19 protein-coding genes are annotated in these 21,103 nt (G+C 65.8%); 6 read left to right on the forward strand and 13 right to left on the reverse strand.

The window, feature by feature from the left end; all coding sequences use genetic code 11:
• The first annotated feature begins 120 nt into the window (after window positions 1–120).
• Both J7I92_RS21520 and J7I92_RS21525 read left to right on the forward strand, forming a co-directional pair.
• The gene (locus J7I92_RS21520) at window positions 121–1,815 is read left to right on the forward strand and encodes a sensor histidine kinase (protein ID WP_214843822.1); all 1,695 of its coding nucleotides are present in this window, start codon (window positions 121–123) and stop codon (window positions 1,813–1,815) included.
• Window positions 1,812–2,522: a response regulator gene (locus J7I92_RS21525; RefSeq protein WP_214843825.1), complete on the forward strand. Its 711-nt coding sequence runs from the start codon at window positions 1,812–1,814 to the stop codon at window positions 2,520–2,522. Before J7I92_RS21520 ends, J7I92_RS21525 begins: the two co-directional genes overlap by 4 nt.
• Here the strand turns inward: J7I92_RS21525 and J7I92_RS21530 are convergent, their stop codons facing one another.
• Window positions 2,523–4,412: an AMP-binding protein gene (locus J7I92_RS21530; protein ID WP_214843852.1), complete on the reverse strand. Its 1,890-nt coding sequence runs from the start codon at window positions 4,410–4,412 to the stop codon at window positions 2,523–2,525. It lies immediately after the preceding gene.
• Window positions 4,413–4,588: 176 nt separating this feature from the next.
• On the opposite strand from J7I92_RS21530, the gene J7I92_RS21535 reads away from it, so the two are divergent.
• From J7I92_RS21535 to J7I92_RS21550, 4 genes are all read left to right on the forward strand, one after another.
• On the forward strand, window positions 4,589–5,248 hold the full coding sequence (locus J7I92_RS21535; RefSeq protein ID WP_214843827.1) for a GntR family transcriptional regulator: 660 nt from the start codon (window positions 4,589–4,591) through the stop codon (window positions 5,246–5,248).
• A complete protein-coding gene (locus J7I92_RS21540) occupies window positions 5,241–6,761 on the forward strand; it encodes an MmgE/PrpD family protein (RefSeq protein ID WP_214843828.1) in 1,521 nt (506 codons plus the stop codon). Before J7I92_RS21535 ends, J7I92_RS21540 begins: the two co-directional genes overlap by 8 nt.
• The gene (prpB, locus tag J7I92_RS21545) at window positions 6,762–7,667 is read left to right on the forward strand and encodes a methylisocitrate lyase (protein WP_214843829.1); all 906 of its coding nucleotides are present in this window, start codon (window positions 6,762–6,764) and stop codon (window positions 7,665–7,667) included.
• 66 nt (window positions 7,668–7,733) lie between these two features.
• On the forward strand, window positions 7,734–8,873 hold the full coding sequence (locus tag J7I92_RS21550; RefSeq protein WP_214843830.1) for a bifunctional 2-methylcitrate synthase/citrate synthase: 1,140 nt from the start codon (window positions 7,734–7,736) through the stop codon (window positions 8,871–8,873).
• A gap of 75 nt (window positions 8,874–8,948) precedes the next feature.
• On the opposite strand, the gene J7I92_RS21555 is transcribed toward J7I92_RS21550, so the two are convergent.
• From J7I92_RS21555 to J7I92_RS21610, 12 genes are all read right to left on the reverse strand, one after another.
• On the reverse strand, window positions 8,949–10,448 hold the full coding sequence (locus J7I92_RS21555; RefSeq protein WP_214843831.1) for a hypothetical protein: 1,500 nt from the start codon (window positions 10,446–10,448) through the stop codon (window positions 8,949–8,951).
• 2 nt (window positions 10,449–10,450) lie between these two features.
• Complete coding sequence (locus J7I92_RS21560; RefSeq protein WP_214843832.1) at window positions 10,451–10,960, reverse strand: RNA polymerase sigma factor; 510 nt, start codon at window positions 10,958–10,960, stop codon at window positions 10,451–10,453.
• Between the two features lie 136 nt (window positions 10,961–11,096).
• Window positions 11,097–11,591 (reverse strand): 8-oxo-dGTP diphosphatase, encoded by a 495-nt coding sequence (locus J7I92_RS21565; RefSeq protein WP_214843833.1) that lies wholly within the window; start codon window positions 11,589–11,591, stop codon window positions 11,097–11,099.
• Between the two features lie 35 nt (window positions 11,592–11,626).
• Entirely contained in the window at window positions 11,627–12,919 is a 1,293-nt protein-coding gene (locus J7I92_RS21570) for a hypothetical protein (protein ID WP_214843834.1), read from the reverse strand.
• A 2-nt stretch (window positions 12,920–12,921) separates the two neighbouring features.
• On the reverse strand, window positions 12,922–13,425 hold the full coding sequence (locus J7I92_RS21575; protein ID WP_214843835.1) for an RNA polymerase sigma factor: 504 nt from the start codon (window positions 13,423–13,425) through the stop codon (window positions 12,922–12,924).
• A 144-nt stretch (window positions 13,426–13,569) separates the two neighbouring features.
• Window positions 13,570–14,631, reverse strand: a complete 1,062-nt coding sequence (xerD, locus tag J7I92_RS21580) for a site-specific tyrosine recombinase XerD (RefSeq protein ID WP_214843836.1) — start codon at window positions 14,629–14,631, stop codon at window positions 13,570–13,572.
• Window positions 14,631–15,293, reverse strand: a complete 663-nt coding sequence (locus J7I92_RS21585) for an NUDIX hydrolase (RefSeq protein WP_214843837.1) — start codon at window positions 15,291–15,293, stop codon at window positions 14,631–14,633. The genes xerD and J7I92_RS21585 overlap by 1 nt, the downstream gene beginning before the upstream one ends.
• A 26-nt stretch (window positions 15,294–15,319) precedes the next feature.
• Window positions 15,320–17,107, reverse strand: a complete 1,788-nt coding sequence (locus tag J7I92_RS21590; protein WP_214843838.1) for a CTP synthase — start codon at window positions 17,105–17,107, stop codon at window positions 15,320–15,322.
• Window positions 17,108–17,263: 156 nt separating this feature from the next.
• Window positions 17,264–19,003 carry a DNA repair protein RecN gene (gene recN, locus J7I92_RS21595; RefSeq protein WP_214843839.1) on the reverse strand — a complete coding sequence of 580 codons (1,740 nt, stop codon included), beginning with the start codon at window positions 19,001–19,003 and terminating at the stop codon, window positions 17,264–17,266.
• 3 nt (window positions 19,004–19,006) lie between these two features.
• Window positions 19,007–20,029 (reverse strand): NAD kinase, encoded by a 1,023-nt coding sequence (locus J7I92_RS21600; RefSeq protein WP_214843841.1) that lies wholly within the window; start codon window positions 20,027–20,029, stop codon window positions 19,007–19,009.
• Window positions 20,030–20,042: 13 nt separating this feature from the next.
• Window positions 20,043–20,855: a TlyA family RNA methyltransferase gene (locus J7I92_RS21605; RefSeq protein ID WP_214843842.1), complete on the reverse strand. Its 813-nt coding sequence runs from the start codon at window positions 20,853–20,855 to the stop codon at window positions 20,043–20,045.
• Between the two features lie 2 nt (window positions 20,856–20,857).
• Window positions 20,858–21,094: a hypothetical protein gene (locus tag J7I92_RS21610; RefSeq protein ID WP_214843843.1), complete on the reverse strand. Its 237-nt coding sequence runs from the start codon at window positions 21,092–21,094 to the stop codon at window positions 20,858–20,860.
• Window positions 21,095–21,103: the final 9 nt, after the last annotated feature.

A 21,103-nucleotide genomic window follows, 5' to 3' on the forward strand; every position in this document is an offset into this window, starting at 1 on the left:
ATCTGGAAGACGTTGCGGCACAGTCTCTGGGCTCTTCACGTCCGTCCGGTGTGATATCCATCATTGGGCATGGCGTGACCTGGCTCACCGTTGCGTTCATATTGGTCACGGGAGGTAGGAATGATCCACCGCTGGAGCATCGCCCGCAGGCTGTTCGTGGCCAACCTGCTGATAGTGGTGGCCTTCATTGCGATCGTCGGAACTGCCACCTTCATCGACGCCCGGGACCGCGCCTACGAAGAAGCGGGACGGCGGATGGCCGGAGTGGCTGCTGCCATCGCCGCCAATCCCCTGGTGCTCCAGGCGGCCGGGGGGCCGGACCCGTCGGCCGTGCTGCAGCCGTATGCCCTTCGGGTGATGGCGGGAGCCGGCGCGGACTTTGTGACCATCATGGCGCCGGACCGGACCCGGTGGACGCACCCGCGGAACGAGGAACTCGGCAAGCCCTATATCGGCACGATCGAACCGGCGCTCCGCGGCGAGGTGTTCACCGAAGTCACGGCCGGGACCCTGGGGCCCTCCGTGCGTACCATCGCACCGGTCAAGGACGCGGGCGGCAACGTCAAGGCGCTGGTAGCCGCCGGGGTCACCGTGAGGACACTTGATGTGGCCTTTTCGGGCCGCTTGCCGGCTTTGCTGGCCATCGGCATGGCATTGTTGGTCGGCGGGTCCACGGCTTCATGGCTGCTGGGCCGCTACCTCCGCAGGGTCACCAGGGGCTGGGGCCCGGAGCAGCTCGCGCAGCTTTTTGCCTACTACGAGTCCGTCCTGCATTCCGTCCGCGAGGGTGTCATCCTCATCGATCCGAAGGGCCGGGTGGTGATGTACAACGACCAGGCCGCTGAACTCCTGGAGCTGACGCCGCGCGTTGCCGGAGGCGGCCCCGGCGACGCCGCCCTGCTGGGCGACCTGGCCCTGGCGCCCAGCCTGAAGGAGCTGTTTATCTCGGGCCGGACCGCCCACGATGAAATCCATGTGGCCGGGCCCAGGGTCCTGGTGATTAATCAGGGGCCCGCGGTGGGTCCGCAATCGTCAGCCGGGCGGCAGCGCCCGGCGGTGTTCGGCACGGTGGCAACCATCCGTGACCGGACGGAGATCGAGTCCCTGGGCAGCGAGCTGGAAACGATGCGCACTCTTTCGGACGCTTTACGGGCCCAGACCCATGAGCACGCAAACCGGCTTCACACCATCGTTTCGCTGATGGAACTGGGCCGGGCGGACGAAGCCCTGGACTTCGCCACCAAGGACCTGGAGCTCAGCCAGCAGTTCACGGATGAAATGGTGGGCTCCCTGGAAGAACCTGTTCTCAGTGCGCTCCTGATGGGCAAGGCAGCGGAAGCCCATGAGCGCGGCGTTGAACTGGGCCTGCAGGCGAGCAGCACAGCCGGCACGGCCGGGGTGGCGGTCCAGGACCTGGTGACCATTGTTGGCAACCTGCTGGACAATGCCATTGACGCAGCAGCTGACGCGCCGGCCCCCAAGTGGGTCGAACTGTCGGTTGAATCCACTGCCCGGGGCGTGGACATCACCGTGGAGGACTCCGGACGGGGAATCGATCCCGACGCGGTGGAGGACGTGTTCCGGTACGGTTTCAGCACCAAGACTGCCGGGCCGCATGGACGGGGGCTTGGCCTGGCACTGGTGCGGCAGGCCGTCCACCGGCTCGGCGGGACCATGACCATTACCAATCCCCGGGGGGCGCATTTCCACGTTTTCCTCCCTGCCGCGAGCGCGTCGGGCGCGCCCGACGCGCCACGCGCAGCCACCGGCACCACTACAGGCACGGCCCCCGGCACCACCAAGGAGACTTCATGAGCGATATCCGGGTCCTCGTCGTCGAGGACGAACCTGTAGCCGCGGCAGCGCACGGCGCCTATGTGGGCAGGCTCCCGGGATTCTCCCTGGCAGGCACAGCTCCTGACGGCCAGTCCGCGCTGCGCCTGCTGACGGAATTCGCGGCTGCCGGAAAACCCGTGGAGCTGGTCCTGCTGGACATGAACCTCCCCGACCTCCACGGCCTGGACATTGCCCGGCGGATGCGGGCCTCAGGCCTGCTGGCGGACATCATTGCCATTACCGCCGTGCGGGAGCTGACCATCGTGCGCAGCGCGGTGTCCATCGGGGTTGTCCAGTACCTCATCAAGCCCTTCACCTACGCCAGCTTTGCCGACAAGCTGACCAGCTACCGGCAGTTCCGTGACCAGCTCGCCGCCGGATCGGGCGGGACAAAGTCAGGGGCGTCGCAGAGCGACGTCGATCAGGCTTTTGCCAGCCTGCGGGCACCCACCGAGCTGCCGCTTCCCAAGGGCCTGTCGACGTCGACCCTCGACGCCGTGCAGGAGTTTATGAAGCAGCAGGCCGACGCAGTTTCCGCCACGGAGGTGATGGACGCGCTCGGGATGTCCCGCGTGACGGCCCGGCGGTACCTCGAGTACCTGGCCGACGCCGGTACCGTCTCCCGGACGGCCCGCTACGGCGCGCCGGGCAGGCCGGAGAACGAATACCGCTGGAGCCGGAGCTGACTACCGCCGGTCGACCGGGCGAAGGGTCCCGATCAGCTGGTCGATCACACCGGCGTCCTCGATCGTTGACGGCACCGTGTACTCCTCGCCGTCGGCAATCTGCCGCATCGTCTTGCGGAGGATCTTTCCCGAACGTGTCTTGGGCAGGGCCTCCACCACTGCGACGTGCTTGAAGTCCGCAACGGCTCCGATGTCCCGCCGGACCAGCGCGACCAACTCCTTCACCAGAGTCTCCTCCGGCACCTCCACTCCCGACTTGAGCACCACGTAGCCGCTTGGCCGCTGGCCCTTCAGCGGATCCGCGAGGCCGATCACCGCGCACTCGGCAACCGCCGGGTGCTGTCCGATGACCTGCTCCATCGCACCGGTCGAGAGCCGGTGCCCCGCCACGTTGATGATGTCGTCCGTCCGGCCCATGACGAACACGTAGCCGTCTTCGTCGCGGTAGCCGGAATCGCCGGTGGCGTAGCAGCCCTCGAATGCCTGCAGGTAGGAGGAGATATAGCGCTCGTCATTGCCCCAGAGGGTGGTCAGCGTTCCGGGCGGCAACGGCAGCCCGAGCACAATGTTTCCTTCGGTCCCGGTTTCGACGTCCTGCCCTAGGCCGTCAACGATCCTCAGCTTGAACCCCGGCATCGGAACGCTCGGGGAGCCCGCCTTGATGGGCAGCTCCTCGAGTCCGCGCGGGTTGGCGCAGATGGCCCAGCCCGTTTCCGTCTGCCACCAGTGGTCCACCACGGGAACGTTCAAGGCCTGCGACGCCCAATGGAAAGTATCAGTGTCCAGCCGCTCCCCCGCGGCGAACAAGGAGCGCAGGCTGGAGATGTCGTATTCCGCCAGGAGTTTCGCCTCCGGGTCGGCCTTCCGGATCGCGCGCAGCGCGGTGGGCGCGGTGAACAGGACGTTGACGCGGTGATCCTGGATCACGCGCCAGAACGCGCCGGCGTCCGGAGTGCCGACAGGCTTGCCCTCATAGAGGACGGTGGTGGCGCCGGCCAGCAGCGGGCCGTAAACGATGTAGGAGTGGCCCACCACCCAGCCGACGTCGGAGGCGGTCCACATGACATCCCCCGGACCGATGTCGTAGACGTTTTCCAGGGTCCAGCTGAGCGCCACCGCATGACCGCCGTTGTCCCGCACCACTCCCTTGGGAGTCCCTGTGGTCCCGGAGGTGTAGAGGATGTACAGCGGGTCCGTGGCTTTGACGTCGACGGGCGCTGCCGGCGCCGCGCCAGCCATCTCGGTTTCCCAGTCCAGCCACCCTGGGGCTGCAGGGGAAAACCCGTCCCGGGCCCTGACAATCACCGGGAGCTCCGGAGTGCCGGCCAGGCGGAGGGCTTCCTCAACGGCGGGAAGGTATTCTATCCGGCGCGAGGGCTCGAGTCCGCCTGATGCCGTGACGACTACGGCGGGATCAGCGTCACGGATGCGGGCAGCCAGCTCCTTGGGCGCGAATCCGCCGAAGACCACCGAATGGACAGCGCCAAGCCGTGCCGTCGCCAGCATCGCGATGGCGGCTTCGGGGATCATGGGCATATAGATCACCACCCGGTCTCCCTTACCCACGCCGCGCCCGCGGAGCACTCCTGCAAAGCGTGCCACGAGCCCTGTGAGCTCCGCGTAGCTGAACCGCTGCTGGACCCCGAGCATGGCGGAATCGTAGATCAGCGCGTCCTGGTCTCCCCGCCCCGCCTCCACATGGCGGTCGAGGGCGTTGTAGGAAGTGTTCAGGACGCCGTCCGGAAACCAGCCGTAAAGCGGTGCCCTGCCTGCATCCAGGGCCTGACGCGGCGGCTCCGTCCAGGAGATCTTTGCGGCAGCGCCGAGCCAGAAGTCATCGGGCTCTGCCAGGCTCCGGGCGTAGTTGTCCTGATAGCTCTTACCAACCATGAAATGCATCCCGTCCACGACGTTGTGATGGTGCCCATGGTAGTCCGGGCCGGACAGGACGCACAAGGAGCGTGTATACAAATCCAGAACATTTTTCGCCGGTTCTCCTCACATGCTGGGCAGATTGGTGCTCTGTGTATACACTGAAGGAGGTCAACCACCGAAAGGAGGTGTGGATGCGCGCCAGCGACAGAGCCTATGCGGCGTTGCGCGATGACATTATCGAATGGCGGCTGCTGCCCGGCACGGTACTCGCCGAAGTCGAGCAATCCGAGCGCCTTGGCGTCTCACGCACTCCCCTCCGGGAGGCGCTGGGCCGGCTCACGGCGGAAGGCCTGACGACGACGGCGGGCAGCCGCGGCGTCGTCGTCACCGATATTTCACTCGACGATATTGACGAGCTCTTCGAACTCCGTGAAACCCTCGAAGGCAAGGCGGCCGCGCTGGCCGCCGAACGCGGCGACGCGGCAACGTTTGAGCATCTGCTGACCGAACTGCTGCATGCCCCGGAGTTGATCAACGGCAGCGCTCCCGGCCGGCACGCCTACTACGAGCTCGCCGGCCGCCTCGACGCAGCGATCGACGCGGCGATCTCAAACTCCTACCTGGCCCAGGCAATGCGCGGCCTGCGCGTGCACCTGGTCCGGATCCGCCGACTGGCCGCCGACGACGCCCAGCGGCTCACTGCCGCGGCGGCCGAGCACGCCGCGATTGCCGAAGCGATCGCCGCCGGCAATCCCAGGCTGGCCGAAGCGGCCACCATCCTGCATCTGCACCGAAGTCTCTCCCACGTCAAAGCCACGCATACACCTCATCACAAGGAGCACCATGGTTAAGGAACACCACGTCCGCGTTTACAAGAGCGAGGAAAACCTGCCCCGCGAGGACCAGCTCGCCTTCAAGATCGCCAAGGTTGCCACGGATCCCGTCGCCGTCACGGACGAGGTCACGGACATGGTGATCAACCGCGTGATCGACAACGCCTCGGTGGCCATCGCCTCGCTGAACCGCGCCCCCATCGTAGCGGCCCGCGCCCAGGCCCTCACTCACGGACCCACCACGGGCGGAAAGGGATCGAAGGTCTTCGGCATCGGCGAACGCGTCTCCCCGGAGTGGGCGGCGTGGGCCAACGGTGTGGCGGTCCGTGAACTGGACTACCACGACACGTTCCTCGCTGCCGATTACTCCCACCCGGGCGACAATATCCCGCCGATCCTGGCCGTTGCCCAGCACGCCGGTTCCAGCGGGCAGGACCTGATCCGAGGCATCGCCACGGGCTACGAGATCCAGGTGAACCTGGTCAAGGCCATCTGCCTGCACAAGCACAAGATCGACCACGTGGCCCACCTCGGCCCCTCCGCCGCAGCCGGGATCGGCACGCTGCTGGGGCTCGACGCCGAGACCATCTTCCAGTCCGTCGGCCAGGCCCTGCACACCACCACCGCCACCCGGCAGTCGCGCAAGGGCGAGATCTCCACCTGGAAGGCGCACGCCCCGGCGTTCGCCGGCAAGATGGCCGTCGAAGCCGTGGACCGTGCCATGCGCGGACAGACCTCCCCGGTACCGATCTACGAAGGCGAAGACGGCGTGATCGCCTGGATGCTGGACGGCCCGGACGCGTCCTACATGGTTCCGCTGCCCACGCCCGGTGAGGCCAAGCGCGCCATCCTGGACACCTACACCAAGGAACACTCCGCCGAATACCAGGCGCAGGCCTGGATCGACCTCGCCCGCAAGCTCCACGGCGCGCACCCCGAGGTCACCGATCCGGCCAACGTGAAATCGGTGCTGATCAAGACCAGCCACCACACGCACTACGTGATCGGCTCGGGCGCGAACGACCCCCAGAAGTACAGCCCCACCGCCAGCCGTGAAACCCTGGACCACTCCATCCCGTACATCTTCACCGTCGCGCTGCAGGACGGCGCCTGGCACCACGTGGACTCCTACTCCCCCGAGCGCGCCGCACGGCCGGACACCGTGGAACTCTGGCACAAGGTCAGCACGGTCGAGGACCCGGAATGGACCCGGCGCTACCACTCCCTCGACATCGCCGAGAAGGCCTTCGGCGGCTCCGTGGAAATCACGCTCACCGACGGCACCGTCATCACCGACGAAATCGCCGTAGCCGATGCCCACCCCCTCGGCGCCCGGCCGTTCGCCCGCGAACAATATGTGAACAAGTTCCGCACCCTGGCCGCCGGACTGGTCGAAGAAGCCGAGATCGAACGGTTCCTCGACGCCGCGGCCCGTCTCCCCGAACTTGCCGCCGGCGAGCTGGACCAGCTCAACATCACCGCCGCTCCCGGCGTCATCGACTTCGGCGCCGCACCCAAGGGGCTGTTCTAGATGCTGTACTCCAAGGTCACGCCGGAACAAAAGCGGATCCGGTTCCGCGAGCTCCTGGCCTCCGGGACCATCGCCCAGTTCCCCGGCGCGTTCAACCCCCTCTCGGCGCGGCTCATCGAAGAAAAGGGCTTCGCCGGCGTCTACATTTCCGGCGCCGTCCTCGCCAACGACCTCGGCCTGCCGGACATCGGCCTGACCACACTCACCGAGGTGGCCACCCGGGCCGGGCAGATCGCCCGCATGACCGACCTGCCGGCGATCGTCGACGCCGACACGGGCTTCGGCGAGCCGATGAACGTGGCGCGCAGCGTCCAGGAAATCGAAAACGCCGGCCTGGCCGGGCTCCACATCGAGGACCAGTTCAACCCCAAACGCTGCGGCCACCTGGACGGCAAAAACGTGGTGGACCTGGACACTGCCACCAAACGCATCCGGGCCGCAGCCGACGCCCGCCGTGACCCCAACTTCCTGATCATGGCCCGCACCGACATCCGCGCCACCGAGGGGCTCGAAGCGGCGCAGGAACGTGCCAGGGCGCTGGTTGAGGCCGGGGCCGACGCGATTTTCCCGGAAGCCATGAAGGACCTCAGCGAGTTCCAGGCTATCCGCGACGCCGTGGACGTGCCGATCCTGGCCAACATGACTGAATTCGGGAAGAGCGACCTCTTCACCGTGGACCAGCTCCAGGCAGTCGGCGTGAACATGGTCATCTACCCCGTCACGCTGCTCCGTAGTGCCATGGGCGCCGCGGAGCGTACTCTGGAATCGATTAGGTCCGACGGCACCCAGGAGGCACAGGTAAGGAGCATGCTGACCCGTGCGCGGCTGTACGACCTCGTGGACTACGAAGCCTACAACCGCTTCGACACCGGAGTCTTCAATTTCAAGATTCCCGGCACCAACTGACCGTCCAACCATCCAGGATTTCCGGCCTCGGCCGGCACGCAGCATAAGGAACGAAGGAGTTTCAGCATGGCTGAAAATGAGATCAAAAAGGGCCTCGCCGGCGTCGTGGTGGACTACACCGCGGTGTCCAAGGTCAATTCCGACACCAACTCTCTGCTGTACCGCGGCTACCCTGTCCAGGAACTCGCCGCCCGGTGCAGTTTCGAGGAAGTGGCCTACCTGCTCTGGAACGGCGAGCTGCCCACCGCGGAGCAGCTGGCCGCGTTCACGGCACGGGAACGGGCGGGCCGGCCGCTGGATCCGGTGGTCAAGCAGGTCATCGACGCGCTGCCCACCAGCGCCCATCCCATGGATGTGTGCCGGACGGCGGCCTCGGTCATGGGGGCACGGCACGAGCTTGCCGAGGATTCATCGCGCGAGGCCAACATGAAGAAGGCCATTGATCTCTTCGCGGCCATGCCGGCAGTGGTGGCGTACGACCAGCGCCGCCGGCGGGGCCAGGAGCCCGTGCAGCCCCGCGAGGATCTGGACTATTCGGCCAACTTCCTCTGGATGACTTTTGGCGAGGAGCAGGTTCCGGAAGTCGTCGAGGCTTTCAACGTGTCCATGATTCTGTACGCTGAGCACTCCTTCAACGCTTCGACTTTCACGGCCCGTGTGATCACGTCCACGCTCGCGGACCTGCATTCGGCCGTGACCGGTGCCATCGGCGCGCTCAAGGGTGCGCTCCATGGCGGTGCCAACGAGGCAGTGATGCACACCTTCGATGAGATCGGCATCCGTCCCGAAGAGTCCCTCGAGGACGCGGCAGCGCGGGCGAAGACCTGGATGGAAGACGCCCTGGCCCAGAAGAAGAAGGTCATGGGCTTCGGCCACCGGGTTTACAAGCACGGCGACTCGCGGGTCCCCACCATGAAGGCCGCGCTGGACAAGATGATCGCGCACTACGGCCGTCCCGAGCTACTGGGTCTGTACAGCGGGCTGGAGACCGCCATGGACGAGGCCAAGGGCATCAAGCCGAACCTCGACTACCCCACCGGCCCCACCTACCACCTCATGGGCTTCGACACAGCAACGTTCACTCCCCTGTTCGTCGCCAGCCGCATCACCGGCTGGACCGCGCACATCATGGAGCAGTTGGACTCGAACTCCCTGATCCGTCCGTTGAGCGAATACAACGGCGAGGAGGAACGGCACCTTTCATAGTCCTTGCGTTCCCGGAACTACGACGGCGGGGCCGGCCACCTTAGGTGACCGGCCCCGCCGTCGTACTCGGGCCTCTTAGCCGTGGATCTTCAGGGACATGACGATGCGCTTGAGCGTCTTGAATTCTTCGGATTCCATGTAGGCCCGCGCCTCGTCCATTGAATAGAACTTCAGGTCCGTCGCGGCGCCGCTGTTGTAGTTCTGGGCGAAGAAGTACTCTCCTGATGGGAGACCGCTCACCACATTCTGCGGGTCGCAGGTGGTGCCGTCCACGCCCCAGCTCTCATCAGCAATGCCGAGGTTGGCGACGAAGGGCGCTGAGTCACGGGCGAAATATGTCACATCCCAAACCCGGAAAATGAACTGCGGCGGGATGGCGCGCTCACCTTGGCGGTTGCTCGGGAAGGACATCGGTGCGCTGTCCAGGACAGTGAAGGGCGTGCACGGAGAAATGAGGTTCGGCATGTTCCGGGTCTGGTTGAAGCCGAGGGTGAGCAGCGTCCGGCCCTGGTCGTTGACGACATCCGAGTAGCGGCCATCTTCCCGGCCTGCGATGGTCCAGTTGTCGGGGTACTCAAAACTGCCCAGTCCGTTGCCGCTGGTGTAGCTCTTCCACTCCACCGGCTTCTTGACGGGCCGCAGTTCCAGGGAGATCAGCATCCGCTTCATGTCCCGGTACTCCTGGGTCTGCATGTAGGCCTCGGCTTCGGCCACGGAGCCGAACGTCAGTGGAGCGTCCTTGCCATCCTGTTGCAGGGACCAGGTATCCCCGAAGCTGACAGTGGGAGTGTCTTCGGGTCCCAGGATGCTGTTGTAGAGGACACAGGTCGTGGTTCCGGGAGCCAGTTCAGCGTCATTCAAGGCCATGCTTCCGTAAACTTTGTCGGACTGAATGACCCGGAACACGAACTCTGATGGACCACGTGGAAGTTCCTTCAGCTTCGCCGCCTTTTGGGGAATGTCCAAGGCCACCGCGTCGAGGGTGTTGTAGGGCTTGGGGACGGGGCAGGTGTAGCCAGCCGCACGGTCGTAAATCAGGTCCAGGGTCGCTACCTTCTTGCCAGCAGAATTGTTGACGCCAATAACGTTGTAGCCGGCCCCTTGGATGGTCTGGGGTTCCTCCGTCACGGTCCAGCCCACAGGGTGCTCGAACGTCGCCTGGCCGGTGGCGTCGGTAAATTTCGTCCAGGCGGCAGGCGCCGCACTGGGTGTGGCAGTGGGCGTAGGAGTCGGCGTGGGCGTGGCGGTGGCAGATGTCGTCGGCGTCGCAGTGGCGGTTTCCGTGGCCGCCGCCACTGTGCTGGCGGGTTCGGGGGCCGAAGTCAGTGCGCCGAGGTTTCCGGCCACCAGGACGCCGGCGGCGACGGCCGCCACCGCGATCGTCAGCAGTGCTGCAACCTTGGCGCGGCGCCGCCGTCGGGCGTCATCCAGGGAAGCCACCCCGGTGGCGACGTTGTCGCTAAAGGCGGCCGGTTCAGACAGCATCCGGCGCAGCTCGGTTTCACCGTCGGGGACACCGAAAGGATCGGAGTGGAGCGGGTCCGTGCCTGCGATCAGGTTCTTGATCGGATCCATGGTTATGCACCCATTTTCTGTGTGATCGATTCAGAGTGGGCCGGCAGATGCTTTCGGAAGGCCGCCCGTGCCCGGTGCAGCCGGACTTTGGCGGCCGATTCGCTGCATTGCAGCACGCCGGCTATTTCTGCCATGGTCAGCCCGTCCCAGTACGCCAGCTGCAGGATGTCCCGGTCCTTGTCGCGGAGTGCCGCCATGGCATCGTCCACGGTGGAGCCCTCGTCGCTGCTGTTCGACGGCGACGCCCCGGTCAGGCGGAGCTTCTCATGGAGCGCCTGCTGCCGGTCCCTGGCCCGGTAGGCGTTGCCCACCAGGTTGCGGGCGATCGTCAGCAGCCGGGCAATTTCCACCGGACCTGTGGCCTGCGGTTTCTGCCAGACCACCCGAAAGACATCGGCCGCCAGCTCCTGGGCGAGCTCGCGATCATTGACTCGGCGCTGGATGTACGAGTACACGCGCGGATAGTTGTCTTTGTGAAGGGCGATGAACGCCAGTTCGCGCTCAGAAAGCACGATGTCCCCCTAGTAAGTAGTGCCCTGATCTGCAGGCTAACTGTGTAGTTTCCGGCAGGCGGTGGTGCCGTTACATCCGGTTCAAAAATCTTTATGCAGGCGGAGTGAGACGAAAGCAGTCTCATCGAACACCTGCCTACGGCAACCGGGACCATGCCTCGCTGTGGACCTCTGCGACGTTCTCGTTGTCCGCGGCGAGGACGACCCTCACAGCGATGCGCTCGCCGGAAATCATGGCCGGGAGCCAGTGTTCGGCGTCTGCCCACATGTGCTGCACCGGAAGTTTCTGCACGGGATACCATTGCGGAGCGATCTCCTCGCTCTCACGCGGTTCCCCGGCCCAGCGTTCGCTGAGGTAGACGGTGGTGAACATATTCCATTCCGGTCTCGCCGGAAACACAAAGTCCACGGTGCCGGCAGTGACCAGGTCGTGCTCGGCCACATGGACATGGATTTCTTCCTGGACCTCCCGGCAGGCGGCTTCCGGAGCCCGTTCCCCCGCTTCGACGTGTCCGCCCACGCCAACGACCTTTCCGACGCCGAACCCCGTCTTCTTCCGGCCAAGCAAGACTTCCTGCCCCGCGACGCCGTCGCGGAGCAGGAAGCAAAGGGTAACGAGGGCTGCGCTCATTGACTCAGCCTAACGGGAGGACACCCGCTGTGCTGTCAGCTTTGCCCCGGTGCTACCTGCAGGGTCGCCAGCACGGTGGCAATCTGGTGGTACTCCGCGCTGGCAATCCAACCTCTTGCCACTTCAAGGTTGTCGAACCTCAAGTCAATCGCGCCGGCTTCACTCGGCTGGGCAAGACCGGTATCAAAATTCAGCGCCAGACCGTCCACCCGGACCGGAGTGAGGGCGCATGTTTGCTCACCCGCGGCTTGGACATGGGCCACCAGCAGCGCCCCGTGCAACTGTTCGCCCTTGAAGACCCCGTAGACCATCCTGGCCGACGGATCGGGAATTCCTTGAAGGGGGACCGATTCAAGGATTTCAAACCCGCCCTGCGGTCCGCAGGAGATTTCAAAGTCAGCAGCCGCCGGCGCGCCAAATGCCAGGCTCGCAACACGCGTCCCAAAGCCGTCCTCGACCATCAGGGCCAGCGATCCGTCAGCCGGGCCGGCAGTTCCGGGCCGGACCGCGAAGGCGGCAGGATGCTCGAATGTCACAACATGCCCCTGGGAGGCCTGCTGGAAAGTCGTGCCTCCGGTGTCGGCAGAAGTCGGACCCTCGCCCACCAGCTGCGGACGCAGTTCAACCGGAATTCCCTTGTCCGTGAACTCCTTGTCCATGGCCTGCTGCGGGGTGACCTGCTGGCCGTTCTGCGCGACGTCGTTGTTCAGCGTCTGGAACTTCCAGTTGAAGACGCTGGACCACTGCTGCTTGAAGTCCGTGAGGAAGCGGCCATTCTCAAGCTTGGCAATCAGGAACCAGGCGTTGCCGCCGTCAAGCTGCAGAGCACGGACTCCGTCATCGGAGATGGCGTACGCGAGCCAGCCGTCCGCGCAACCCAGCACCGTGTAGTACTTCTGCTCGTCGGCGGGAATCGGTTTGATGGCGTGTTCCTGGTCGTTGCGCTGCTGGTCGATGTTGGCGAGCGTGCACTCCACTCCGTTGCTGCTCAGCGCGGCCGGTGCGCTTCCGGTCGCAGTCGGAACGGCGGAGGATGTCGGAGTCGGGGCCGCCGTCACCGTCGGAGTGCCAGTCTGAGCAGGAGCAGGCACCGGTTGCGGTACGAGGTTGCCGCCGACAATCACGGCACCAGCGACGGCTGCGGCGGCCAGGACGGTGGCGGCAGCTGCCCGAACGGCGGTGCGGCGTGCAGGCTTGCGCCCCGCCAAGGAGACGACGTTCGGATCCGTGGAGAACACGGCCGAACCTGCCGCGTCGAATCCCTGAGTTGCCTTGGGGTCTCCTACGCGTGGTTTGGCATCCTTCATGAGCTGCTCGATGCGGTCCATGGTTAGCCCTTCCGTTCTGTCATGAGGTGCGCGGGTGCGGCTTTCGCGAAGGCCTTCCTGGCCCGGTGCAGCCTGACGGCGGCGGCCGAAGGAGAGCATTCCAGGCTCTCGGATAATTCGCCGGTGGTGAGGTCGTCCCAGTAGCTGAGCATGAGGACCTCCCGGTCCCGGTCATTGAGGCTCATGAGCACTTCGGCAACGGCGGCGCGCTGCCCGTCGTCCGCAGCAGTTCCCCGCGTACGGGCTTCCTCTTCCAGCCGTTCGATCAGTTGCTGCCGACGGCGGCGGCCCTTGTACTCGTTGCCGAGAACATTCCTGGCCGTGGCGATCAGCCAGCCGATGCCGGGCGGCTCGTCGGACCGTTTTTCCCAGGCAATCCGGAAAACGTCGGCGGCAAGCTCTTCCGCGCGGGTCTGGTCGTTAATGCGGTATGCGATGTAGTGATAAACGCGAGTGAAATGCTGAGTGTGCAAGGCAATGAACTCGTGTTCCCTGGCAGCCAACATAGTGCCTCCCCCGGCCTCGGATGACTTTGGACTTTAATCACTAAGTGTCCTGGGTGAGGCCGTTTCTTACACCGCCGGAAAAATTCTTTCCGGCTTTGAGCCGGTCACTTTCTTGAGCCGGAAACTTGCCAGGTTAGGCGGCGCTTAGCCGAGTGCCCGGGGATGCGCGGCGGCATAGATCTCCCGCAGGGTGTCTGCGGTGACCAGGGTGTAGACCTGCGTAGTGGTGACTGACGCGTGGCCGAGGAGTTCCTGGACCACCCGCACGTCGGCGCCGCCTTCGAGCAAGTGCGTTGCAAAGGAATGCCGCAGCGTGTGCGGGGAGACGTCCTTGGTGATGTTCGCTTTGTCCGCCGCGGCCTTGAGGATGGTCCAGGCGCTCTGCCGGCTGATCCTGCCCCCGCGGGCGTTAAGGAAGAGCGCCGGGGTGCCCTTGCCCTTGGCCGCAAGCAGGGGTCGCCCGCGCACCAGGTACGCATCCAGGGCCCGGGCGCCATAGGATCCGAGGGGCACCAGCCGCTCCTTGGACCCCTTGCCGAACAGCCTGACGATTGCCGGGCCGGCCAGCTCTGTCTGCAGCGAAATATCGTCGACGTCCAAGCCAACTGCCTCGCTGATGCGGGCACCGGTGGAATACAGGAATTCCAGCAGGGCGCGGTCCCTCAGGCCTGTTGCCGTGTCAGTGCCGGCCGCTTCGAGGATCCTGGTGACCTCATCGACGCTGATGGCCTTGGGCAGCCGCTTGCCGGGCATCGGCGGGTGGACGTCGCCGGCGGGGTCCGCCGTCGTAATTCCCTCCAGCGCCCAGAACTTATGCAGGCCGCGGACGGCCACCACGGTCCTGGCGGCGGACCGGACACCGAGTGCCGTGCCGCCGTCCGAACCGTCTGAGAGCGCCTGCACAAACCCGGTCACGTGACGGCGGGTGACGTCAGCGGGATGCGCCGGGCCTGACGCCGCGAGGTAGTTTGCGTACCGGGCGAGGTCCCGGCGGTAGGCCGAGAGTGTGTTGGCCGCGAGGCCCCGTTCAACCCCCATGTGCTGGAGGTAGTCGTTGACGGCACGGTCGATGGCGTTCCGCGGCCGCTCCGGTGGGGCTTCCTTTGCCGGGGCGTCCTCTGCCGGTGCCTCCTGTACCGTGGCCTCCCGGGCGGGGACGGGCGCAGCACCGGCGCGTTCCGGCGCGGGAGTGGCCGTGCTGCCCATCAGCGCTGACTGGGATGGGCCGGCCAGGGAGCGTTTGCCGGACGAAGGTGCTCGAATCCGTCTGCGCGGGCCGCAGCGGCGGCAAGAATTCCGACGACGGCGGATGGGTTGTGCAGCCGGCCTTCCAGCACGGCAGCCACGGCGTCCTCCAACGGCGTCCAGTGCAGTTCGATCTCCGCTTCCTCGTCGGTGCGTGTGTGGAGCTCGTGGTGCGGGACGGCGGTGAGGTCCCGCGCGAGATAGATGCGGATGGCCTCGCTGGAGGATCCCGGTGAGTTGAAGAAGTCGGCCAGCACATTCCAGGTCCCGGCAATAAGGTCCGCTTCCTCGGCGAGCTCGCGGGCAGCGCCTACGACGAAGTCCTCGCCTTCAATGTCCAGCAGCCCGGCGGGGATCTCCCACAGGTCCATGCCCACCGGGTGCCGGTACTGCTTGACCAGCAGCACTTCGCCCGCGTCATTCATCGGCAGAACCGCCACCGCCCCCGGGTGGTCGATGTAGTCCCGGACCAGCTCGTCCCCGTGATCGCTGAGCTGGAAGCTGTCACTGACAACGTCCCAGATCCGGCCTTCGTACACCTTCCGGGACGACAAAAGACGGCGCGGGCTCGGCGCATCCGAAACCTGCCGTGCAGCATTGGGGGTTTCAGGAATACCGGGCATCGCGCCGTCCTTTAATTTAGTTTTGGTTACTTTGCCGAAACCGTGCGGGCGGACCCGCTGGCGTCGGCCGGTGCTTCGGCACCGTTGGCTACTTCGGCGGCAGGAACGGGGTCCCCGCCCTTCTGGTGGTCCAGGGCAGCCTTGACCAGGCCTGCGAACAGCGGGTGCGGGCGCGTGGGCCGGGAGCTCAGCTCGGGGTGTGCCTGGGTGGCCACGTAGTACGGGTGGACTTCGCGGGGAAGCTCCACGTACTCCACGAGCTTGCCGTCGGGGGACGTTCCGGAGAACACGAGCCCCTTCGAGGCAATCTGGTCACGGTATTTGTTGTTGACCTCGTAGCGGTGACGGTGCCGTTCGCTGACCGTGGTCTTTCCGTAGGTTTCAGCGATGACGGAACCTTCGTCCAGCCTGGCCTCGTAGAGGCCCAAGCGCATGGTGCCGCCAAGGTCGCCGCGGCCCTCCACGAATTCGAGCTGCTCCTCCATGGTGGCGATCACCGGGTACTTGGACTCCGGCTCGAACTCGCTGGACGATGCGCCTTCGAGGCCCACCACGTTGCGCGCGTATTCGATGACCATGCACTGAAGGCCAAGGCAGAGCCCCAGGACCGGCATCCGGGTTTCGCGGGCATACTTCAGTGCGCCCAGCTTGCCTTCCAGGCCGCGGATGCCGAAGCCGCCGGGCACGCAGATGGCGTCCACCCCGGAGAGCGAGTTGAGCGCGCCCTCGAGGGTTTCGCACTCGTCCGAGGGGACCCAGCGGATCTTGACCTTGGTGTCGTTGGCGAAGCCGCCGGCACGCAGCGCCTCGGTGACGGAGAGGTAGGCGTCCGGCAGGTCGATGTACTTGCCGACCAGGGCGATTTCAACCTCGTGCTTGGGGTTGTGGACCGCTTCGAGCAGCTTGTCCCAGCTGGTCCAGTCAACGTCCTTGAACGGCAGGTCCAGGGCGCGGACAATGTAGGAATCCAGGCCCTGGCTGTGCAGGGTCTTCGGGATGTCGTAGATGCTTGGCGCGTCGGGGCACCCGATGACGGCTTCGATGTCGACGTCGCACATGCGGCCGATCTTGGCGCGCATGGCTTCGGGGACTTCACGGTCCGAGCGGATCACGATTGCCTCGGGCTGGATGCCGATGGAGCGCAGGGCGGCTACGGAGTGCTGGGTCGGCTTGGTCTTCAGTTCCTGCGAGGGTCCGATGTACGGCACCAGGGAAACGTGGACGAAGAACACGTTTCCGCGGCCGACGTCCTGGCGGACCTGCCGTGCTGATTCCAGGAAGGGCTGCGACTCGATGTCGCCGACAGTGCCGCCGATCTCGGTGATGATGACGTCCGGCGCGTTCTTGCCCTCGGCCGGAAGACGCATCCGGCGCTTGATCTCATCGGTGATGTGCGGGATGACCTGGACGGTGTCGCCGAGGTACTCGCCGCGGCGTTCCTTCGCGATGACAGTGGAATAGACTTGGCCGGTGGTGACGTTGGCTGAACCCTCGAGATTTTCGTCGAGGAAGCGCTCGTAGTGGCCGATGTCCAGGTCGGTTTCGGCGCCGTCGTCAGTGACGAAGACTTCGCCGTGCTGGAAGGGGTTCATCGTGCCCGGATCCACGTTCAGGTAGGGATCGAGCTTCTGCATAGTTACAGACAAACCGCGTGCCCGCAGCAGGTGGCCGAGGCTCGAAGCCGTCAGTCCCTTGCCTAGCGAGGACGCCACACCGCCGGTGACGAAGATGTGTTTGGTCGTCTTGGACGAGCCCGGGAACCGGGAATTTACACGGGAATTTGATCGCTGCACCACGGAATTCGAGCCTATCATCAAATGAGCCTTCCACGGGTCGAAAATCGGATTCCCCAAATGACTCAGTCTCCCCCGCCGCGCGGCCCTGATCAAGGGATGGAGGCCCCCAACAGCTTTGCGGGCCGCCGGGATGTGATGGTTCTCGCAGTCCCGGTCCTCAAGGCGCGGGCGAACCTAAGCCCGCTGGGGCAGCAGCTTGGCGTCGTCCAGCAGCTCCTGGGCGTGCGCCTGCGCCGATTCCGAGTCCTCCTGACCGGCCAGCATCCGGGCGAGTTCCCGCACCCTCTCCGGGCCGTCAAGCAGCCGGACGTCGCTGGACGTGAAGCCTGTGGCGGTGCCGCCGTCGGCTCCCCGGACTGAAGTCTTGGTCACCGTGATGTGCTGGTCCGCGAAGGCTGCCACCTGCGGCAGGTGGGTGACCACAAGCACCTGGACGTGGCGTGCCAGCATGGCCAGCCGGCGGCCGATCTCCACGGCGGCGCGCCCGCCGACGCCCGCGTCGACCTCGTCGAAGACGAAGGTCGGTACCGGATCGACTGCTGCCAGCACCACTTCGATGGCCAGCATGACGCGGGAAAGCTCACCGCCGGAAGCTCCCTTGCCCAGCGGACGGGCGGGTGCGCCGGAGTGCGGCTGGAGCAGGAAGGAAATTTCGTCAGCGCCGTACGGCATGAGCTGCTCGGCGGGATCGACGGTGATCACCAGCGTGGCGTCTGCCATGGCAAGGGCCTTGAGCTCGGCGCTGACCCGCGCGGAAAGATCCTTGGCGGCCTTGGCCCGGATTTTGCTGATGGCGGCGGCCAGCTTCCTCAGCTCCGCTTCGGTCCGGGCCACGTCCGCTTCCAGCGCCTCGATCCGGGTGGAGTCGTCCTGCAGCTCGTCGAAGCGGACGCGCGCATTCTCCGCCCACTCCAGCACTTCGTCGATGCTGGGAGCGTATTTGCGGACGAGTTTGGCTAAAGCAGCCCGCCGGTCCTCGATTTCAGCAAGCCGCTCCGGGCCCTCCGAATCGAGCCCGGCCTGATAGCTGGCGAGTTCCGTGGCGATGTCGTTGAGCAGGAAGCCGACTTCGGCCAGGCGTGCGGCGGCGGCTCCGAGTTCGGCGTCATGCTCGGCCACGTGCTCCAGGGTCCGCCTGGCCGCATCGACCAGGGTGGTGGCGTCGCCGGCGTCGCCGTAGTCTTCCGCGATGAGCGCCTGGTGTGCCGTGTTGGCCGCAATCCTGAGCTCTTCGACGTTGGCGAGCTTGACTGCCTCCGCCTTCAGGGATTCGTCCTCCCCCGGCTGCGGATCAACGTCGTCGATCTCGGCCAGCGCGGTCTCCAGCGACTCTGCCTCCCGCAACCGGTCCCGTGCCGCGCCGCGCAGGCTGGCCAGCTCACTCTGGCTGGCTTTCCAGTGCGAATACAGCGCCTGGTACGTTTCCAGTTGCCCTGCCAAGGCGTCGCCGGCGAATTTGTCCAGGGCGCCGCGCTGGGCTACGGCCCCTTTCAGCCTGATCTGGTCCGACTGGCCGTGGACCACGACCAGGGTCTCGCCGATCTCCGCGAGGACCCCTACGGGGGCTGCCCGGCCGCCAAGGTAGGCGCGGCTGCGTCCGTCTGCCCCCAGGCGACGGGCGAGGATGAGCTCGGCACCGCCGTCGAACTCCTCCACCTCGGCGCCGGCCTCCAGCGCCCGCCCGACCGCGGCATGGCCGGAATCGAGTTTCAGGACGGCCTCCGCGGAGGCACTCTTAGCGCCGCTCCGAACCGCGCCTGCGTCGGAACGGGCACCCAGCAGGAGCCCGACGGCGGTGACCACCATGGTTTTGCCGGCACCGGTTTCGCCGGTCACCACGCTGAGGCCCGGGCCTAGCGGCAGGGTTGCGTCGGTGATGACGCCGAGGTCGCGGATTCTCAGTTCTTCAAGCATGGTTCACTTCGCAGTCGTCGGGTCAGTCTCGGACGTCCCGGGGTGCCGGGGACCCGCAGGCGGCGCAATGGGCCTGGGGGTACGGATGATGGGGATCGGCCCCGTGTGCACGGATTCGGACTGGGGCATGGGGCCGCGCCAGCCATGGATCGGGAGCTGGAATTTGCGGACCAGCCGGCCTGAAAACGGGGTCAGATGCGTCCGGGCGAGCCGCACCGGCGTGGCCGAGCGCGTCACTTCCACGCGGGCGCCCGGCGGCAGGTCCACCGAGCGTCGGCCGTCGCACCACAGCACTCCCCGGGCATCGGTCCGGTTCAGGACTTCCACGGCCAGCCTGGACCGGGGCGACACCACCAGCGGCTTGGCGAACAGCGCGTGGGCGCTGATGGGAACAATAACCAGGGCTTCGACTTCCGGCCACACCACCGGGCCGCCCGCCGAGAAGGCGTACGCCGTTGAGCCTGTAGGCGTCGCCATCACCACGCCGTCGCAGCCGAACGATGTCAGCGGACGCTCATCCACCTCGGTGACCACCTCAAGCATCCGTTCCCGGTTGCCTTTTTCGATGGCGGCCTCGTTCAGTGCCCACGTATGCCAGATCTTCTGTCCCCGGACCCAGACCTGGACGTCGATGGTCATCCGTTCTTCCACGACGTAGTCGCGGCTCGCAATCCATTCGACGGTCTGCGCCAAGTCCGCCCGCTCGCTTTCGGCTAGGAATCCGACGTGGCCAAGATTGACCCCCAGCAGCGGGACATCAACGTCCCTGACAAGTTCAGCCGCGCGAAGGATGGTCCCGTCACCGCCGAGGACCATGACCAGTTCAACGTCGGGGAGCTGGATGTGGTCGTGGAGGATTTCCACGGGGTCTTCGAGCCGGCCGAAAAAGCCTTCCATGTCTTCGAGTTCGGACTTCTGCATCACCGGGACTATGCCTGAGGCGTGCAGTTGGATGCACGCCTCCCAGGCAGCCTTTAGTGATTCCTCGCGGCCGGTGTGGGCAAGGACCAGTACACGCCTGCTCATCGGGTTCCGCTTTCTAGTGGTTCGGCCAGATTGTTCCGAGCAACGCAGCAACGGCTGCGTCCCGCTCTTCGATCTTAGGCAAGTCTGTGGTGATCCTGCGCTTTATCCACAGGAAGTATTCAACGTTTCCGTCCTGGCCGGGCAGCGGGCTGGCCGCAAGGCCGTGCAGTTCGAGCCCTGCAACCACGGCGGCGGCGGCCACTTTGCCCACTGCCTTGCGCCGTTCCAGTTCGGAACTGACGACGCCGGTGCGGCCAAGCCGGTCTTTGCCGATCTCGAACTGCGGTTTCACCATCAGGACGAGGTCGCCGCCGGGATCCGTGCACGCCGCCAGCGGCTCCAGGACCAGGGTCAGCGAGATGAACGACAGGTCAGCGACTGTCAGCGCTGCTGGGCCGCCGATCTCATCCGGCGTCATGTAACGCACGTTGAGGCCTTCGTGCACGGACACGCGTGCGTGGTTCCGCAGCTGGGGGACCAACTGGCCGTGCCCGACGTCGACCGCCACCACATGTTCCGCTCCTCGCCTCAGCAGGACTTCCGTGAATCCGCCGGTGGAAGCGCCGGCGTCCAGGCAGCGCTTTCCGTCCGCACTGACTTCCGGAAAAGCGTCGAGTGCGCCGGCCAGTTTATGGCCGGCCCGGCTGACGTAGGTGTCCTGCCCGTCGTCGGCAACGTCCAGTGGTGTGAGGTCGTCCACCTGGCTGGAGGCCTTGGCCAAAACTGCGCCGTCCGAGCTGACTTTGCCGTCGGCAATCAGCCGCGCGGCATGGGTGCGTGATCTCGCCAGTCCCCTGGTGACGAGCATCTGGTCAAGCCTGGCCATTCTCAGGCGTCACCCGCAGTCGACGGGTCCTCTTCGTTCAGGGCGTGGAGAAGTGCATCGTGAAGGGCTGAGTAGGCGTCCGCATGGCCGGCAACGGGAAGCCCCGGAATGTCTGCGAGACGTTCCAGCACGGCTGCGACGGAAGCGTCCGCGACGGCGGAGCCGGCGGCGGGAGCGGCGGGCCAGCCGGCCCCGGGCCGACCTGAGCCCGTTTCCAGGAAAGTGTTCAGCTCGGTCATGTTCCCAGT

The organism is Arthrobacter sp. ISL-72 (genome assembly GCF_018613755.1).
Taxonomy (GTDB): domain Bacteria; phylum Actinomycetota; class Actinomycetes; order Actinomycetales; family Micrococcaceae; genus Arthrobacter.

Excerpts from the sequence above, each read along its gene's own strand:
- J7I92_RS21520 (WP_214843822.1), top strand. The coding sequence starts at position 121 with ATGATCCACCGCTGGAGCATCGCCCGCAGGCTGTTCGTGGCCAACCTG.
- J7I92_RS21525 (WP_214843825.1), top strand. The coding sequence starts at position 1,812 with ATGAGCGATATCCGGGTCCTCGTCGTCGAGGACGAACCTGTAGCCGCG.
- J7I92_RS21530 (WP_214843852.1), bottom strand. The coding sequence starts at position 4,412 with ATGGTTGGTAAGAGCTATCAGGACAACTACGCCCGGAGCCTGGCAGAG.
- J7I92_RS21535 (WP_214843827.1), top strand. The coding sequence starts at position 4,589 with ATGCGCGCCAGCGACAGAGCCTATGCGGCGTTGCGCGATGACATTATC.
- J7I92_RS21540 (WP_214843828.1), top strand. The coding sequence starts at position 5,241 with ATGGTTAAGGAACACCACGTCCGCGTTTACAAGAGCGAGGAAAACCTG.
- prpB (WP_214843829.1), top strand. The coding sequence starts at position 6,762 with ATGCTGTACTCCAAGGTCACGCCGGAACAAAAGCGGATCCGGTTCCGC.
- J7I92_RS21550 (WP_214843830.1), top strand. The coding sequence starts at position 7,734 with ATGGCTGAAAATGAGATCAAAAAGGGCCTCGCCGGCGTCGTGGTGGAC.
- J7I92_RS21555 (WP_214843831.1), bottom strand. The coding sequence starts at position 10,448 with ATGGATCCGATCAAGAACCTGATCGCAGGCACGGACCCGCTCCACTCC.
- J7I92_RS21565 (WP_214843833.1), bottom strand. The coding sequence starts at position 11,591 with ATGAGCGCAGCCCTCGTTACCCTTTGCTTCCTGCTCCGCGACGGCGTC.
- J7I92_RS21570 (WP_214843834.1), bottom strand. The coding sequence starts at position 12,919 with ATGGACCGCATCGAGCAGCTCATGAAGGATGCCAAACCACGCGTAGGA.
- J7I92_RS21575 (WP_214843835.1), bottom strand. The coding sequence starts at position 13,425 with ATGTTGGCTGCCAGGGAACACGAGTTCATTGCCTTGCACACTCAGCAT.
- xerD (WP_214843836.1), bottom strand. The coding sequence starts at position 14,631 with ATGGGCAGCACGGCCACTCCCGCGCCGGAACGCGCCGGTGCTGCGCCC.
- J7I92_RS21585 (WP_214843837.1), bottom strand. The coding sequence starts at position 15,293 with ATGCCCGGTATTCCTGAAACCCCCAATGCTGCACGGCAGGTTTCGGAT.
- J7I92_RS21590 (WP_214843838.1), bottom strand. The coding sequence starts at position 17,107 with ATGATAGGCTCGAATTCCGTGGTGCAGCGATCAAATTCCCGTGTAAAT.
- recN (WP_214843839.1), bottom strand. The coding sequence starts at position 19,003 with ATGCTTGAAGAACTGAGAATCCGCGACCTCGGCGTCATCACCGACGCA.
- J7I92_RS21600 (WP_214843841.1), bottom strand. The coding sequence starts at position 20,029 with ATGAGCAGGCGTGTACTGGTCCTTGCCCACACCGGCCGCGAGGAATCA.
- J7I92_RS21605 (WP_214843842.1), bottom strand. The coding sequence starts at position 20,855 with ATGGCCAGGCTTGACCAGATGCTCGTCACCAGGGGACTGGCGAGATCA.
- J7I92_RS21610 (WP_214843843.1), bottom strand. The coding sequence starts at position 21,094 with ATGACCGAGCTGAACACTTTCCTGGAAACGGGCTCAGGTCGGCCCGGG.